A 14,432-nucleotide genomic window follows, 5' to 3' on the forward strand; every position below is an offset into this window, starting at 1 on the left:
CTCCCTATGAAGAAATCATAGGAAGGCATCCAAATGAGCTTAGAACGCTCTCTTGATTTAATTTTCGGCTTGCGCCACCGGAGTACCGTCTACCCAGGCATATGGGAGGGATTTTACCGGAACAAAATAAGACTGCTCCGTCAGCAGCACCCTAAGATCTCCCTGCTCGCTGCTGGCCGCTGTGCCGGATTTATCAATCGCCTGCATAATATCCCAGGCGTAATCGACGTATACCCGTCCCGATTTATCGATCAAATAGGGAAGGGGCTGTCTGGAATAGACGCTAAGCAGCTCATACCCCTCACCGCGGATTTTCTTTAAATCCACCTCATGCAGGCCCGGGTATGTTTCCTCTTCTTGAGTTACCGGCCATTTCCCAGGATGAGATCTTTCGTATTCATCGACAAGCCTCTGAACGTCGTTCACCTTCTGTACCGTGATCAAATCCATCACTTTGACCGTGGGATTACTCTCTTCATCGATGACGAGAAAATAAGCGCTGCCCCCCTGCTCGAAAGCCGTATCAGGGATTTGATCCATATACCCCTGCTTGTTCAGCTGGTCCAGGTTGATCCGGAATTTTTCGTAGCGAGGCACCTCTTCCCCCGCCGTAATAATCGGCAGGATTCCCGTATCCTGCTGGAAAGCGTTTACTGCGCTTTGGATCCGCTCGACGCTTTCCCGGTAAGACACGCTCTGTTCCTGCTGCTTGGCCCCCGGATACATACAGCCTGACAGTAGTGTTATTCCCGCTGCAACAATGATCATACATGCGATGTATCTCATATAAGTCTTATTCACAACTCTTCATCCTTTGCAAATATCATCCGTTATTCCAACACCTTACCACAGATCATCCTCTTGCTGGCGCTCCAATTGCTTGCGGATCGCCGCCTTTAGTGGATCCTCCGGCAGCCGAACCTCGGCAGCCCCGATAATTTTGGCCTGGCAGGCCAGCCGAATTCCCCGCTCTAGAAGCGGCCCCAGCTTGCGCTGCTCAGCAGCGGTAGGCGGGCTTAACGACGAGTTATGCCCTGTATCCGCCTCCACCTTACACATCAGGCAGGCAGCATTGCCGCCGCAGCGCGTCGCGACATGAACTCTGGCATTCCGCGCGGCCTGCAGGACGGTTGTCCCTGGACGGACTTTTGCCGTCTTATCCTGAGGCATAAATCTGATCGTATAGTCCATACGGAATTCCTCCTATTGCTGTTGCCTTGCCTTTAGCAGCCATTCCTCGTGTATTTCGGGAGCTGCCAGCAATTTCGCTACGGCAGATACCATTTCTGCTTCCCATGCGTTGCGGGCAAGCAGCAGCTTCAGCAGACCCACATGCCGCTCCGGCGACTTCCGGATCGCCTCAGCAACTGCATAATAACGGTCCGGGCGTTCTCTCAGCACATTGAAAAGCAGCTCATGAGCAAGAGGCATTAACCGAATCGGCACGCCTTCCAGCATGATCTGCTCTGCATGTCCGGACAGAACGCCGTTCACTTCCGTTCGGTACATCGAGTTGCCGTTTCTTATTTCGAACCCCCCGACCAGTTCCATCGTCAGCGCCCCCAGACGGTAGTGGCTTAGCATGGAGGAGTAGCGACCGCTTTCATCCCACACAGGCTCGTCCAGCGCCAAATCCGTTAAACGGTTATGCAGCTTCTTCGCTTCAGCGCAATCATAATAAACGTCAATGTCCCGAGGGGAGCGTTCCAGCGGCACTCCCTGCAGCCACAGGCCGCAGCTTCCACCCAGCAGCCAGGCGGCATCAGCTTGATCCAACCGGCTGCCTAAGTTCTTCAAGGCAGCTACCAGCGGGGCCTGTCCCTCCTCTGCGATGTCTATGCTCATTACATACCTCTTCCCTTGACTCCGTTATACTTAGTCTTATCCTTCTGCAATGCTTCATCCACTTACGTGATCGACACAAGCCCCATCAGGAAACCGGTAAGCATCACAATAAAAGCGAGCAAGGACAAAATCCCTTTGACGATGCCTTTTGTTTTGGTGCGGGCAAAAGTGACCAAAAAGACGGACACGCCCATTACGAGAATCGCTGCGATCGATAACCACATCTTCGTCATTGCATCCATGAACGTAAACTCTCCCATTTCCCATAATCGATATGATGAATATTATAGCATTTTGAATAAGAACAGGCTATGCAGCACGCAAAGGATTCCTCCAAAATTATACACACAAATAGAAAAAGCACCTTTCGGTGCCTTTCCGTCAAATCGCCGTATTTCTACTTCTTAAGCATTAATTTCATCAATGCTTCCATATTGTTCGGATTCATGCCGCTTTTCTTCACGGCCCCGATAATTTCCGAAATCGTGCTTTCCGTAACAGGCACCTTGGCCATCGCGGATACCTGCTTAATCAGCCTCCGCAGTTCCGCTTCGCTCTGCAAAGTAGACGGCTTCACTGTACTTGCCAGCTTTTTGACGGAGCTCTCGGAAATATTCTTTCCTGCCTTCTTGTTAATCGCGTTCAGGGCTTCTTTGGAAATTTTGCTCATATTCTCCCCCCTTCGCATTGCTCTTCCACAGTTTATGAAAAGCAAACGAAAAAGGTGTTAGGATACGAGCCAGCTTCCTATGGGTGCCCAGGCCTAAAGTTAGGCGTGCCACTGCTCCCAGGTTTCCAGGGTCATGACCTCCATCTCAGTCTTGCGATCGCGTCCCATCAGGGCTTCCACAGCGACCCTTGGTTCGACTCCATCAAACAGCACGTGATACAACTGCTGTGCGATCGGCATCTGTACATGGTATTTCTCTGAAATGGTGCGGGCAGCCTTCGTTGTCCGAATGCCTTCAACAACCATCCCCATAGAGCCAAGCACGGTATCTACCGATTTGCCCTCGCCAAGCATGTAGCCAGCGCGCCAATTCCGGCTGTGACGGCTGGTTGCGGTTACAACCAGGTCTCCCACCCCGGCCAGACCTGCAAAAGTAAGCGGGTTCGCGCCCATTTCTACTCCGATGCGGGTAATCTCCGCTAATCCACGCGTCAGCAGCGCGGCCTTGGCATTGTCTCCGTAACCGAGCCCATCGGACATGCCCGCCCCGAGGGCGATAATATTTTTCAGGGCACCGGCCAGCTCCACGCCCAGCATATCTCGATTTGTATACACCCGGAAATAGGAGTTCATAAATAAATCCTGCGCTATCTGTGCCTGCTTTTCCTCCAGCGAAGCGACGACGACGGTCGTCGGGCAGCGCTTCACGACCTCCTCCGCATGACTGGGACCGGACAGGACTACAATCCGCCCTTCCTCACAGCCCAGCTCCTCGGCAATGACCACGGACATCCGCTTTAAGCTCTCCGTCTCAAAACCCTTGGTTGCATGGACGACGGTCATATCCTCATTCCAGTGGGGCTTCAGCGCCCGGGCCACATCCCGCATCGCGGAGGATGGCGCGACGATGACGACTGCCTTCGCTCCGTCAACGGCCTCCCTCATGTCGCTTGTAGCGACAATCCGGTGCGATAGATCAACTCCCGGTAAATATTTTTCATTGCGGTGCTTCTCGTTAATTTCATCTCTTTGCGCCTCGTTACGAGTCCAGATCATCACATCCATCTTATCGGCGAGGACGCTGGCTAATGCTGTTCCCCAGCTTCCTGCCACTAATACGGCCGCTTTCTCAGACAACTCGTTTACCTCCCTTGGAGCCAAGTTTATTCTCTTTGCCTTGGACCAATTTCACGATATTCGTACGATGTCTCCAAAATGCAAAAACAAAAATAATAAGACTCGTCCACAAATAAGGACCGGTTTCTCCCGTGAGCACCAGAAATAATGGAGTCAGCAGAACAAACAGCAAAGAACCGAGAGAGACGTATCTCGTAAAAACGATCGATAAAATAGCGATTATTCCTGCGTAAAGCGCCGGGAAGAAAAACAAGGAAGCCATAACGCCAATCGTCGTGGCAATCCCTTTTCCCCCGCGAAACCGGAAATAGACCGGCCAGTTGTGGCCGATAATGGCAGCAAGCCCGCATAAGAGAGGTACCCATACATGCTCACCGCCAAGCCACCTGCCAATCCAGACCGCAGCTATTCCTTTTAGCACATCAAGAGCTAGCACCATGATCGCCGGCCCCTTGCCGAGCACTCTCAGTGTGTTGGTTGCTCCAGCATTGCCGCTTCCATGCTGACGGATATCAATTCCTTTCAAGGATTTCGCCAGCAGGACACTGAAGCTGACAGATCCCAACAAATAACTGAAAATTACTGCAATCACGGGTAAAATCACATTTTTCCTCTCCTAACCTTCATCAGACTTACGGCGTGTGAACAACCGAATTGGAGTACCTTCAAAATCAAATGCCGCCCGGATTCTATTCTCCAAGTACCGCTCGTAGGAAAAATGCATCAGCTCCGGATCGTTGACGAACACCACGATTGTCGGCGGTTTGACGGATACCTGGGTCACGTAGTTGATCCGCAGTCTTCTTCCCTTATCTGTCGGCGGTGGATTGATCGCAATCGCATCAGATACGACATCGTTCAGCAAGTGCGTTTGCACCCTCTTCGCATGCTGGTCCGCGACATGCTGCACGACGGGCAGCAGCTTATGCAGGCGCTGCTTCGTCTTCGCGGACAGGAAAACGACAGGCGCATAAGTCATGAACAGGAAATGATCACGGATCTTCTGCTCGAATTGATGCATCGTCTTATCGTCCTTCTCAACAACATCCCACTTGTTTACGACAAAGACAGAAGCCTTGCCTGCCTCATAGGCATAACCGGCAATATGCTTATCCTGTTCGATGATGCCTTCCTCCCCATTGATCAATACAAGAACGACGTCGGCCCGTTCAATCGCTTTCATCGCCCGCATGACGCTGTATTTCTCCGTCGTCTCGTAGACCTTGCCGCGCTTGCGCATGCCTGCCGTATCAATCAGCACATAACGCTGGCCATCCTTCTCGAACGGTGTATCAATCGCATCGCGGGTCGTTCCGGCAATATCGCTGACGATGACCCGCTCTTCCCCGAGAATTGCATTAATCAGGGACGATTTGCCTACGTTCGGCCGGCCGATTAGAGCGACGCGAATAACATCCTCGTCATATTCATCATCCGCAAGTTCTGGTAAATTGTCGGCAATGGCATCCAGAAGATCGCCGATCCCTGTACCATGGCTGCCCGAAATGCCAATCGGCTCCCCAAAACCCAAGTTGAAAAATTCATATATGTGATCGGAGCGGCCGATATTATCCACCTTATTGACGGCTACGATAACCGGCTTGCCGCAGCGGTACAGCAAATTGGCAACTTCCTCGTCCGAGCTCGTTACCCCGGCTTTGGCATCGCACATGAAAACAATGACGTCCGCTTCCTCAATCGCCAGCTCGGCCTGCATGCGAATCGACTTCAAAATCGGTTCCTCATCCCCCAGCTCAATCCCTCCCGTGTCGATGATGCTGAACGGCTTGCCATTCCATTCACCTACTCCGTAAATACGGTCGCGGGTAATACCGGGCTTGTCTTCTACGATCGCGAGCCGATCGCCGATAATCCGGTTAAAAATCGTCGATTTGCCCACATTCGGCCTTCCTACGATAGCCACAACGGGTCTTGCCATACGGATACCTCCTAAATTTTTGTCCTTATATTTAAACGAAATGCTTACTAAGTCATGATTCACGATTATCATCATAGCAAAAAAAGCACTAATTGGCTAACGTTTCATTGCTTATTTTAAGGCGTTACGTTTTGCCCATCTTTCGGCAAAGTAAACGTTTTTATTATAGCCGTCTGCTATTGCTTTACTCCCCGTGGACCATGCCAAAACAAAAATAAAAATCGGCGAACCCGTGTTAGGGGGCCGCCGATCCTTATGCCTGCTAAATCCCGTCTATTTCCACTTGCTCAATTTGTCACCAAACCGCTCGCCAAGGGTAACGCTCAGGCCTTGATTATTCAGCGAAACGTTAGGGTTGTCGTTCAAGTCTTCTTTCCTTACGCTGCTGCCTCTGGATGGCTTCTCGCTCTTCGGTGCCGGTGCTGGAGCCTCTTCCGTCTCCTTGATGCTCAGGCTGATGCGCTGCTCGGCTGTATTCACATCCAGGACTTTAACTTGAACCGTCTGTCCCTCTTTCAATACCTCATGTGGTGTACCGATATGTTTGTGGGAAATTTGCGAAATATGAACTAGTCCTTCTACTCCAGGCGCAATTTCGACAAAAGCACCAAAGCTAACGAGACGCTTCACTTCGCCGCTAACGATATCTCCCGACTTGAATTGCTCTGCCGCAGTATCCCAAGGACCAGGCGTTGCTGCCTTGATGCTCAGGCTGATTTTGCCTTTCTCAGGATCTACCTTCAGAACCTTAACCTTCACTTGTTGTCCTTCGGAAAGCACATCCGACGGTTTGTCAACATGGTTCCAGGCAATTTCGGATACGTGAACAAGTCCGTCTACGCCGCCTACGTCTACGAATGCACCGAACTGAGTCAGGCGCTGAACCGTTCCTTCGATGACTTGGCCTTCTTGCAGCTCGCTCATGACTTTTAGCTTGTTCGCTTCGAATTCCTCATCTAGAACATCTTTTTGCGACAGGATCACTTTGTTGTTCTCCGGATCGATTTCCTTCACTTTAACGCGAAGCGTGCGACCTTTGTAATCGCTGAAATCTTCCACGAAATGACGCTCCACCATCGATGCAGGAATGAATCCGCGAACGCCAACGTCCGCCACGATACCGCCTTTAACGACATCGGCAACAGTTACTTCAAAAGTCTCTTGGCTCTCGAAGCGCTTCTGCAGCACTTCCCACGCATTCTCGCTGTCGATCGCCCGTTTGGATAGCACAAGACGCTCTTTCTCATCGTCAATGCTAACGACTTTGGTCTCTACTTCTTGGCCTACTTGAACGGCATCCGAAGCGCTGTCCAAATGAACAGAGGACAATTCACGAATAGGAATAACGCCGTCATATTTATATCCAATGCTCACATAAGCCTGGTTGTCCTCGATTTTGACGATCGTTCCTTTAACGGTGTCCCCTTTTTTCAAGGATACGATTTGATCCAGTTCATCCTGGTTCGCTGCCTCAACAGCTTCTTGATTCTTAATTTCTTCCGACATGTCAATACCCTCCTCAATTCAGCAACCCATTTATTTAAACCCGCTTGAAGCGAAGTTCAAAACAGCTTGATGTTGATAGCTTTCCAAAAGTCTCCTGCCTTCATGCATATAAACTCTTGTCCAGCGATCAATCCAGTTACCCCTGCGCCTTAAGTTCCGCAATCCGGGACATAATCATTTCCGTCACGCGCTCTGCGGCATCAGGATCAGAACCTTCCTTGAACTCCGATATATCAATCGGAGCCCCGTAAACAACTTTCATTTTCTTGAATAACTTATAATTTCCCACAATGGCTACGGGAATAATGACCGCATCGCTGCGAAGCGCGAAGGTCGCCGCTCCCCTCTTGCCCATCCCGCCGGAGCGGGATCCTTCCGGGAAAATCCCCATGATTTTACCCGTACGAAGAATGGTTAATGCCGTTTTGATCGACTCCTTGCTCACGCCGCCTCTCTTGACTGGGAATGCGCCAAGCTGCGTAATAAGCCAGCCAAAACCGAAAATGTCGAACAATTCCTTCTTGGCCATGAAGTGTACTTTCCGCTTCAGGAGTATGCCGATCGTCGGCGGATCCAGCAAGCTGATATGGTTGGAACAGAGTAGCACGCCGCCTTCCTTGGGGATATGCTCAAGTCCTTCCCCCTCCAAACGGAATAGCGCTTTATAAATAAGTAGTAATGCACCACGGCAAAAGCTATAAATCATTTCTGTTCTCTCTCCCATAAGATTGGCTAAATGAAACGATGCGCTCTGCCACTTCACGAGGCGTCAAATGCGTCGTATCCAGCAGAATGGCATCCTCAGCCTGCCGAAGGGGGGATACTTCCCTCTCTTGGTCCAGCCGATCCCGCTCTGCGATATCGCGGGCGATCATTTCCAACGTAATTCCTTGCTGATCCTGCATTTCCTTGAATCTGCGGCGGGCACGCTCTTCTACGGTTGCCGTCATGAACACCTTCACTTCAGCATCCGGCAGCACCGTCGTGCCTATATCGCGTCCATCCATGACGACGCCTTTGCGCAGAGCCATTTGCCGCTGAAGAGACACGAGCCAGTTTCGCAGCCCTTCGATTTGAGCGTAACGGGAAACTTGGGAGCTCACCGTTAAAGAGCGGATTTCCGCGGTCACATCTTGACCGTCTACGAGAACCTTCTGTCCGTCTTCTCCCGGCATTAATTCTATACCCAAATTTTGCACCGAATGAAGCACTTTATCGACTTCTTCCGGCCCGATTCCAAGATTCTGCAAATGCCAGGTAGCTGCCCGGTACATTGCACCGGTATCTACATAGACATATGACAGCATGCTTGCAACCATTCGGGCAATAGTACTCTTCCCCGCACCGGCAGGTCCGTCGATCGCGATGTTGATCTTGCCGTTATGTGATGACGTTGTCCTAGCCAACGCGGACGCCTCCTCAAAACACGGTCTCAATAAAAAAGCAGGCATTGCCTGCGACGTGAAAATTATACCACACAACGTGGGCGGATGCAAAAGGCGGGAAACGCCAGCTGTCTTTACACCATTCCTTGTTATCGTTCCTTGGAGCGGTCAAGCGCCACGCCTTCATAACGGTCAGCTGAAGCAATATAAGCCCGAATAGCCGGAACCCTAAGGACAATCTGACAGACGCAAAGTCCTGCCAGGGCAACGATAAGCGCCTTTTTCAGAAAAGCCTCCATCCCGCTGCTGAATTTCAAAAACAACTCCGTATATTCCTCGGCCTCGTGGTCTCTCTGCAAATGAACTCACCTCTGCTTGCATAGATATGCTTATCATATCCAAAGCAAGCCGATGCCAATCTTGTCAGCACTTAGACACCGCGGTTTTCGAGAAGGAATCTAGCGGTTTTTAAAATCGAATTGGCGTTCGAAACAATACCGGATCAGCTTCTGCCTTTCCATATCGGAAATGCTGACGAATTTCAGCATCGCCTTCGTTCGCCCCGTTTCGAGCGGCTTCGTGCGTACGATTTCAGCTTCGAACGGAACATGGTCGATGCTTCCGTTCTTATAGGACAGCAGCAGCCAGCAATACAGCTGCTCGCCTTCGGACAAGTGGTATTGGCTATCGGCGATCAAAGACACGCCACCGCCTCCCACGTCCTCCGTCAATGCCACGAACCGGGTGTTGTCTTTCAGCTTCACCGCAAGGTCCAGCTTGGATACAACCCGCAGGAAATGGCGCCGCTGTACCTTGGTAATCGTCTCAGACTCCGGCTTTCTGACTCTGACCAGTTGGACGACATCATCCGCGAAGCCAAGAACGTATGTATTGAAATAATTTTTGACTCCTTGATCGGACAGGAAATATACCGACAGTTCGTCGCCCATATACAGCCGCTTCATATGTCCGCTGCCGCTTTCGATCGGAACTTCGATCAGAAGCGTATCGTCTTCCACATCGGCGATGCGTGACTTGTATTCCTTATCCATATTTTTGCCGTCTGCCGATGCGACCTGGATATACAGCAGGTCATTTACACTAGGAAACAAGTCCCTCCACCACCTTGTTTATTATAGGTTATCATTACCATTTGATTATACCACGGGCTGGATCAAATAAATAATCCGATGACAATAAAAAACGGACCAGATCATTTCAATCTGGTCCGTTTTTGGTTTTACCGGGAAGTCTTCTTAGCGTGCCCATCGCGGATTTGTTCGACGACTTCCTCATTGCCGTTATCGGCATTAAGATAGATACGATATTTCGAGCCATTAATTGCACCGCCGAATTCATATGTCAGCACTTTCTCCGCCATATCGTTCTCGATCAGCGCAAGCCGGTTATACTGCTCTTTGTATTCAGGATTCAAAAACTTGCGGGCCTGCTCAAGCGTTAGCTTCGGAGTCGAGAGTTTTTGCTCCTTCCCGTCCTGCTGCTCATAAACATAATCGCTTGCCTGCATGCCAATCACATGCCCGTTGTCCAAAGCGACCCGAACCGATACTTTCTCCGGATAAATTAGCACGTCTTTATTCTTTTTGACAAATGTGAAGCTGCCGATATTGTCGTATTCATCGTAAGTCACCGGCGTTAAGTCGTGATAACCCTTGTTCTTCAGGAAATGAGCCGCCGACTCTCTGGCCTGCTCGTGAGTGACCGCTTTAGGTCCAATATGGCGGTCGCTCCAGAAATTGATCAGATGGCCGCCTTGACGCGTGAAATCGAGCGTAACGGATTCGGACTTGTTTCCTCCTTGAACCTTGGCCGTATAGGAAGCCCATTCCGTTCCCTTTCCATTTTCGGTAACTTGGATATTATGCGGCGAATGAACTCCAGCAAATTGGGCGGCTTTCGTTTTGATTTCATTGACGGTAACAGGTTTCCCTCCGAGCTTCTTGACGGACCGTTTGTTATAAATGCTTGCCACGGATGGTCCCCAATCCAGCTCCGGATACTCCCCGACTCGCTTGTCTACCGTCTTGAATCCGTCGATAATCGTATTGTCCTGCTGACTGTTCGGATTGGCTAGCGTAGTCTCCACGTCCATCCAGCGAAGGCGTTTGGAAAGGACCTTGTCCTGAACTTCCTGCAGCTGTTTGGAAATGTGCTCAGAGCTCTTGTAAAGCTCCTTCAAATTTTTCATTTCACTGTCGGTCAACGGCTGCTTGGCCAAATCGCGGACTCCCGCCTGATAAGAAAATTTCGAAATTCTGGACAGGAATTCTTCCGTTTTGTTAAAAGGAAGCATGGTCAATGGCAGCTGATTGATTTCATTCTGCGCTTCGCTTGTGATCCTCCATACGTTCACCAAACCCTTGCGCTGCGATCCGGTCGAGTTGCTATGCACGGCCAGCGTATTCCCTAGCTCTCCGTGAAGCTTGTCGACATGGAACGACAAACTATGGAATGCGCGCTGATACTGGTTTTCCGCTTTGATGAGAATCGCGTTCTTTTCTTGGTTTTCCTGATAGCCCCACATTAATGCACCGATTAACAGAACCGTGGCGATCGGAAATAGTATGGCACTCAAACGTCTATACATATCATCTACACTCCTTCCTTCAACGAACTGAAGTTAGTTTGACTAGAAGGAAGAAAGATTATTCACTTTTGACAGCTCTGCTGAAAAATGTTCTTTATGTCCATTTGTTACCCATTGCCCATCAAGGCATGTCCTCTTCAATAACGAAATCATGGCGGTTATCGCATAGACATTGCTTGAACCCGGTCTCGATCTGACCGCGCTCCTTTTTGCCGCGCAGAACGAATCGTTCGCCGCATGTTTTACAAGTGATTTTCACTTTTACACGCACTAAAAAAGGCACCCCTTTCAGCTTCACGACATGGATAGCCGCGAATAAGCTGTCATTAGGATGCCCTATTTTCGGTCTTGTTAACCCTATCCTCAAGCAGTCTTCGGAAAGGGGATCTCTTGTTGGCCCTGTACATTTTTCCGATGCCTCCATACCACAGATATGCCATGAGAGGAACAATATACCAAATCCAGTAGTGCGTAATATTATCCAGTATCCAGTCATATACACCATGATAGAACAGAGGCATTAGCAATGAATAGACCAGAAATCTTCGGCTATCCTTGCCTGTAGAGAATTTGGCCCGGCCCATGTAATAACCCATCATGACACCAAACATGGCATGACCCGAGACAGGCAATAAAGCCCGGAGAAGCAATGTTCCGACAGTAGCTTGCTGGGCAAAGGAATAAATGACATTCTCTACCGTAGCGAAACCGAGCGAAATGGCTGTAGCGTATATAATCCCGTCGTAAGGTTCATCGAATTCTGTATGGTTATATATCATATGGAACAGTACAAACCACTTAAGCGATTCTTCTACGCCTGCCGAAATGACGAATGCGTTGACCAGAGAGCCCTCACCCAGCCAGAGCATCAAACCGCTCTGCAGTATCATGACCGGGAGAATAATAATAAATCCAAGTAAAAAAACCTTAATGACCATATGCAGCGGTTCGGCTTCATACTTGTCCTTAAGGTAAAAATAAGTCAACAAGGCGATTCCGGGGGCTACCGCTGCGGTCGCAATCGAGAAAAAAATCAACGGTATTCCCCCTCATCGACCATTCGAAATATTCAAGCTTTCGCTGATCCGATACAATACGTACCGCACCATCGCTTAGTCCTGACGCTTGAAGTTACTGCAAATAACTCCGATTGCATTCTCGGACATGACCTGGTTTCCGTACTCTTCCAGCATCGCCGGAGTAACAGAGGTCGCCTCGCCGAACTCAGCAAGAACCGCAATGACTGCCGGATGCTTTCCTTCTTCCAAATCTTCTGGCTCTAATTGAAGAACCCATTTCCCATTATATTTAAATAGTCTGCCAGCTTCAGTAAGCATAGGCCGCAGAACGTGAGCCGCTTCAATCAATACTTCGAAATCATCAAAGGAATATAGAATCGTATCACTCTGCTCCAGCGTTACTTCCATCTCATAGACTTCGTCCGGTAAATCATCCTCATAGTGCGGCCCAACCCCATGATGGTGGTCGAATTTGCCGCGCGTCACTATGACGACCATTCCTTGAGCAGGAAGCGCAAAAACTTCAACGGCCAAAGGGCCTGTAGCGTCAAATCCCACTTCATTGTAAGCCTGATCCATCATTTCCGTGAACAGGTCATGAACCTTGGGAATTTCCTGCCACATGTCCTCTTTCTGGATACCGCGTTCGCTAAGGTCGTCAAACGTGAGGAAAATCCGTATCTTATCTTGGCCCAATCTTTCAATTTTCATACAGGATCCTCCTCCCCAAGCCTTGTTATAACAGATTATGAAACCTGCTGTAATATGTGCTGGAAATGGTTCTTTGTAAGTATGTTATCATTTATCTTACTTAAATGCACGTAATAAAATAGACAAAAAAAGAATCATTTTCTGCTCGACCCCGAGGGAGCTGAAAATGATCCATAAATCGGCAATTTTTAGAGCCCGGGAATGACCGAATTCGTCTCTTTCAAAATTTGCTCCACCTCACGGCGGACATCCGCATTTCCTTTGATGAAGTCCGTAATTTGCTTCACACTGTATTCCTTCGAATGACTCGCATCGTGCGAGGATGAAGCTGAACTGGGATGCACCTTCGATTCGCCCATGCCGGACGAGCCGTGCTTATGCTCGCTTGCAGACGAATGCCCATGTTCGCTCCCTTTGCCTGCAGAATTCATGGTCATTCCAGCCAGGTTCATTATTCCTTTGCCGCCTGTAAGCTTGCCTCCGTTTCTTTTGGCCGACCAAATCACCGCTGCAGCCCCAACTAATGCACCACATAAGAACGAGACAGATTTCACCCTAAAAACCTCCTTGATTGTGTTAAAATCATTTGTAGTGTTCACGCTTTGGTTCAAACTCATGCGCAATAAATACAGGAAGAAACACGGAAAGGGAGATGAAATCATTTGCTCAACAAGAAGGTTCTGCTTATCGCGGCCTGCTGCATCATTCTTGCCTCATGCGGCTCCGTTCGTCCATCCGCCAATTCTGAAGCTGCCAATGCAGGCCAAACCATGTCAACCGAAACGAATTCCCCCGGAATTCCGGTTAATGGCCAAGCTCTGGATGACGCTACAGACGGCAGCAGCAATGCTTCCGCGGGAGCAGAGGAAGCAAGTCCCGACAGCTCTGATGCCGAGGCTTCGCCCGAATATAAGTACCACATCAACAAGGCCTATAATGTAGTTCCGAATGAGGAAGACACCGAGAAGAAGGTCGTTCTGCTGACCTTCGACGACGGCCCAAAAGAAAAAGATATGCTGGAAGGGCTCCTGGATACCCTCGATAAATACGAAGCTAAAGCGATATTTTTCGTCAATGGCTACCGTGTCAAAAAAAATCCAGACTTGCTGAAGCTCATCCATGATCGCGGGCAAATTATCGGTAATCACAGCTGGGATCACATCGACTTGAAGAAGGAATCAGCAGATAGCGCTCGCAAGCAGATCGAGGACGTGCAGAACATTGTTGAAGAGACCGTCGGGGAACGCCCACGATTCTTCCGTCCCCCTTTTGGCTCGGGTAACGATACACTTCACGGCATCGTCAAGGATAATGAAATGATCTATATGACCTGGTCTAACGGATCCTTGGATTGGGACGCCAAATTCAAGAACAAGCCGGAAGGCGTCATTCAGAACGTAATGGATCAGCTCCATCCCGGCAGCAATATCCTCATGCACGAGCTTCCTTGGACGGAAGAGGCACTTGACGAGCTGCTGATGAAAATTCAGGCGGAAGGCTACAGTTTCGTGGATCCGCGGACAATTTCCGCTCTGCCCGAGGACTCTACTGAATCGTAAAGGATCTGGCAGGCATATCATATATGAATCAGGAATAAGGGGCTCCCTTGGTC

General features: G+C 49.7%; 19 protein-coding genes. 1 reads left to right on the top strand and 18 read right to left on the bottom strand.

Annotated features, from left to right (window positions below; genetic code table 11):
* Positions 1-57: 57 nt before the first annotated feature.
* The 18 genes from GNP95_RS06840 to GNP95_RS06925 form a co-directional block, all read right to left on the bottom strand.
* Positions 58-801 (bottom strand): hypothetical protein, encoded by a 744-nt coding sequence (locus tag GNP95_RS06840; RefSeq protein WP_330163294.1) that lies wholly within the window; start codon positions 799-801, stop codon positions 58-60.
* Between the two features lie 42 nt (positions 802-843).
* Positions 844-1,191, bottom strand: a complete 348-nt coding sequence (locus GNP95_RS06845) for a 2Fe-2S iron-sulfur cluster-binding protein (RefSeq protein ID WP_155610133.1) — start codon at positions 1,189-1,191, stop codon at positions 844-846.
* Between the two features lie 12 nt (positions 1,192-1,203).
* On the bottom strand, positions 1,204-1,845 hold the full coding sequence (locus GNP95_RS06850; protein ID WP_155610134.1) for a nucleotidyltransferase domain-containing protein: 642 nt from the start codon (positions 1,843-1,845) through the stop codon (positions 1,204-1,206).
* Between the two features lie 62 nt (positions 1,846-1,907).
* Positions 1,908-2,087, bottom strand: a complete 180-nt coding sequence (locus GNP95_RS06855) for a DUF2768 family protein (RefSeq protein WP_155610135.1) — start codon at positions 2,085-2,087, stop codon at positions 1,908-1,910.
* A gap of 155 nt (positions 2,088-2,242) precedes the next feature.
* Complete coding sequence (locus tag GNP95_RS06860; RefSeq protein WP_155610136.1) at positions 2,243-2,515, bottom strand: stage VI sporulation protein F; 273 nt, start codon at positions 2,513-2,515, stop codon at positions 2,243-2,245.
* Between the two features lie 99 nt (positions 2,516-2,614).
* On the bottom strand, positions 2,615-3,652 hold the full coding sequence (locus GNP95_RS06865; RefSeq protein ID WP_155610137.1) for an NAD(P)H-dependent glycerol-3-phosphate dehydrogenase: 1,038 nt from the start codon (positions 3,650-3,652) through the stop codon (positions 2,615-2,617).
* The gene (gene plsY, locus GNP95_RS06870) at positions 3,645-4,256 is read right to left on the bottom strand and encodes a glycerol-3-phosphate 1-O-acyltransferase PlsY (RefSeq protein ID WP_330163295.1); all 612 of its coding nucleotides are present in this window, start codon (positions 4,254-4,256) and stop codon (positions 3,645-3,647) included. The genes GNP95_RS06865 and plsY overlap by 8 nt, the downstream gene beginning before the upstream one ends.
* Positions 4,257-4,268: 12 nt before the next feature.
* On the bottom strand, positions 4,269-5,591 hold the full coding sequence (gene der / locus GNP95_RS06875; protein ID WP_155610138.1) for a ribosome biogenesis GTPase Der: 1,323 nt from the start codon (positions 5,589-5,591) through the stop codon (positions 4,269-4,271).
* Between the two features lie 273 nt (positions 5,592-5,864).
* Positions 5,865-7,097: a 30S ribosomal protein S1 gene (rpsA, locus tag GNP95_RS06880; protein ID WP_155610139.1), complete on the bottom strand. Its 1,233-nt coding sequence runs from the start codon at positions 7,095-7,097 to the stop codon at positions 5,865-5,867.
* A 136-nt stretch (positions 7,098-7,233) separates the two neighbouring features.
* Entirely contained in the window at positions 7,234-7,803 is a 570-nt protein-coding gene (locus GNP95_RS06885; RefSeq protein WP_155610808.1) for a lysophospholipid acyltransferase family protein, read from the bottom strand.
* The gene (gene cmk / locus GNP95_RS06890; RefSeq protein WP_155610140.1) at positions 7,793-8,503 is read right to left on the bottom strand and encodes a (d)CMP kinase; all 711 of its coding nucleotides are present in this window, start codon (positions 8,501-8,503) and stop codon (positions 7,793-7,795) included. The genes GNP95_RS06885 and cmk overlap by 11 nt, the downstream gene beginning before the upstream one ends.
* Before the next feature lie 128 nt (positions 8,504-8,631).
* Positions 8,632-8,841, bottom strand: a complete 210-nt coding sequence (locus GNP95_RS06895) for a hypothetical protein (RefSeq protein ID WP_155610141.1) — start codon at positions 8,839-8,841, stop codon at positions 8,632-8,634.
* A gap of 99 nt (positions 8,842-8,940) precedes the next feature.
* The gene (locus tag GNP95_RS06900) at positions 8,941-9,594 is read right to left on the bottom strand and encodes a flagellar brake protein (protein ID WP_155610142.1); all 654 of its coding nucleotides are present in this window, start codon (positions 9,592-9,594) and stop codon (positions 8,941-8,943) included.
* 128 nt (positions 9,595-9,722) lie between these two features.
* Positions 9,723-11,090: a germination protein YpeB gene (gene ypeB / locus GNP95_RS06905; protein WP_155610143.1), complete on the bottom strand. Its 1,368-nt coding sequence runs from the start codon at positions 11,088-11,090 to the stop codon at positions 9,723-9,725.
* 121 nt (positions 11,091-11,211) lie between these two features.
* Positions 11,212-11,361 carry a hypothetical protein gene (locus GNP95_RS06910; RefSeq protein ID WP_196427142.1) on the bottom strand — a complete coding sequence of 50 codons (150 nt, stop codon included), beginning with the start codon at positions 11,359-11,361 and terminating at the stop codon, positions 11,212-11,214.
* A gap of 55 nt (positions 11,362-11,416) precedes the next feature.
* Complete coding sequence (gene prsW / locus GNP95_RS06915) at positions 11,417-12,127, bottom strand: glutamic-type intramembrane protease PrsW (protein WP_155610145.1); 711 nt, start codon at positions 12,125-12,127, stop codon at positions 11,417-11,419.
* Between the two features lie 75 nt (positions 12,128-12,202).
* Positions 12,203-12,820 (bottom strand): genetic competence negative regulator, encoded by a 618-nt coding sequence (locus tag GNP95_RS06920; protein ID WP_155610146.1) that lies wholly within the window; start codon positions 12,818-12,820, stop codon positions 12,203-12,205.
* A 188-nt stretch (positions 12,821-13,008) separates the two neighbouring features.
* Positions 13,009-13,374, bottom strand: coding sequence for a hypothetical protein (locus GNP95_RS06925; RefSeq protein ID WP_155610147.1), 366 nt, complete (start codon positions 13,372-13,374; stop codon positions 13,009-13,011).
* A gap of 108 nt (positions 13,375-13,482) precedes the next feature.
* Between GNP95_RS06925 and GNP95_RS06930 the strand changes: the two genes are divergently transcribed.
* Positions 13,483-14,379: a polysaccharide deacetylase family protein gene (locus tag GNP95_RS06930; RefSeq protein WP_230873722.1), complete on the top strand. Its 897-nt coding sequence runs from the start codon at positions 13,483-13,485 to the stop codon at positions 14,377-14,379.
* Positions 14,380-14,432 lie beyond the last annotated feature (53 nt).

Origin of the sequence: Paenibacillus woosongensis (genome assembly GCF_009725165.1) — a bacterium.
Taxonomy (GTDB): domain Bacteria; phylum Bacillota; class Bacilli; order Paenibacillales; family Paenibacillaceae; genus Fontibacillus; species Fontibacillus woosongensis.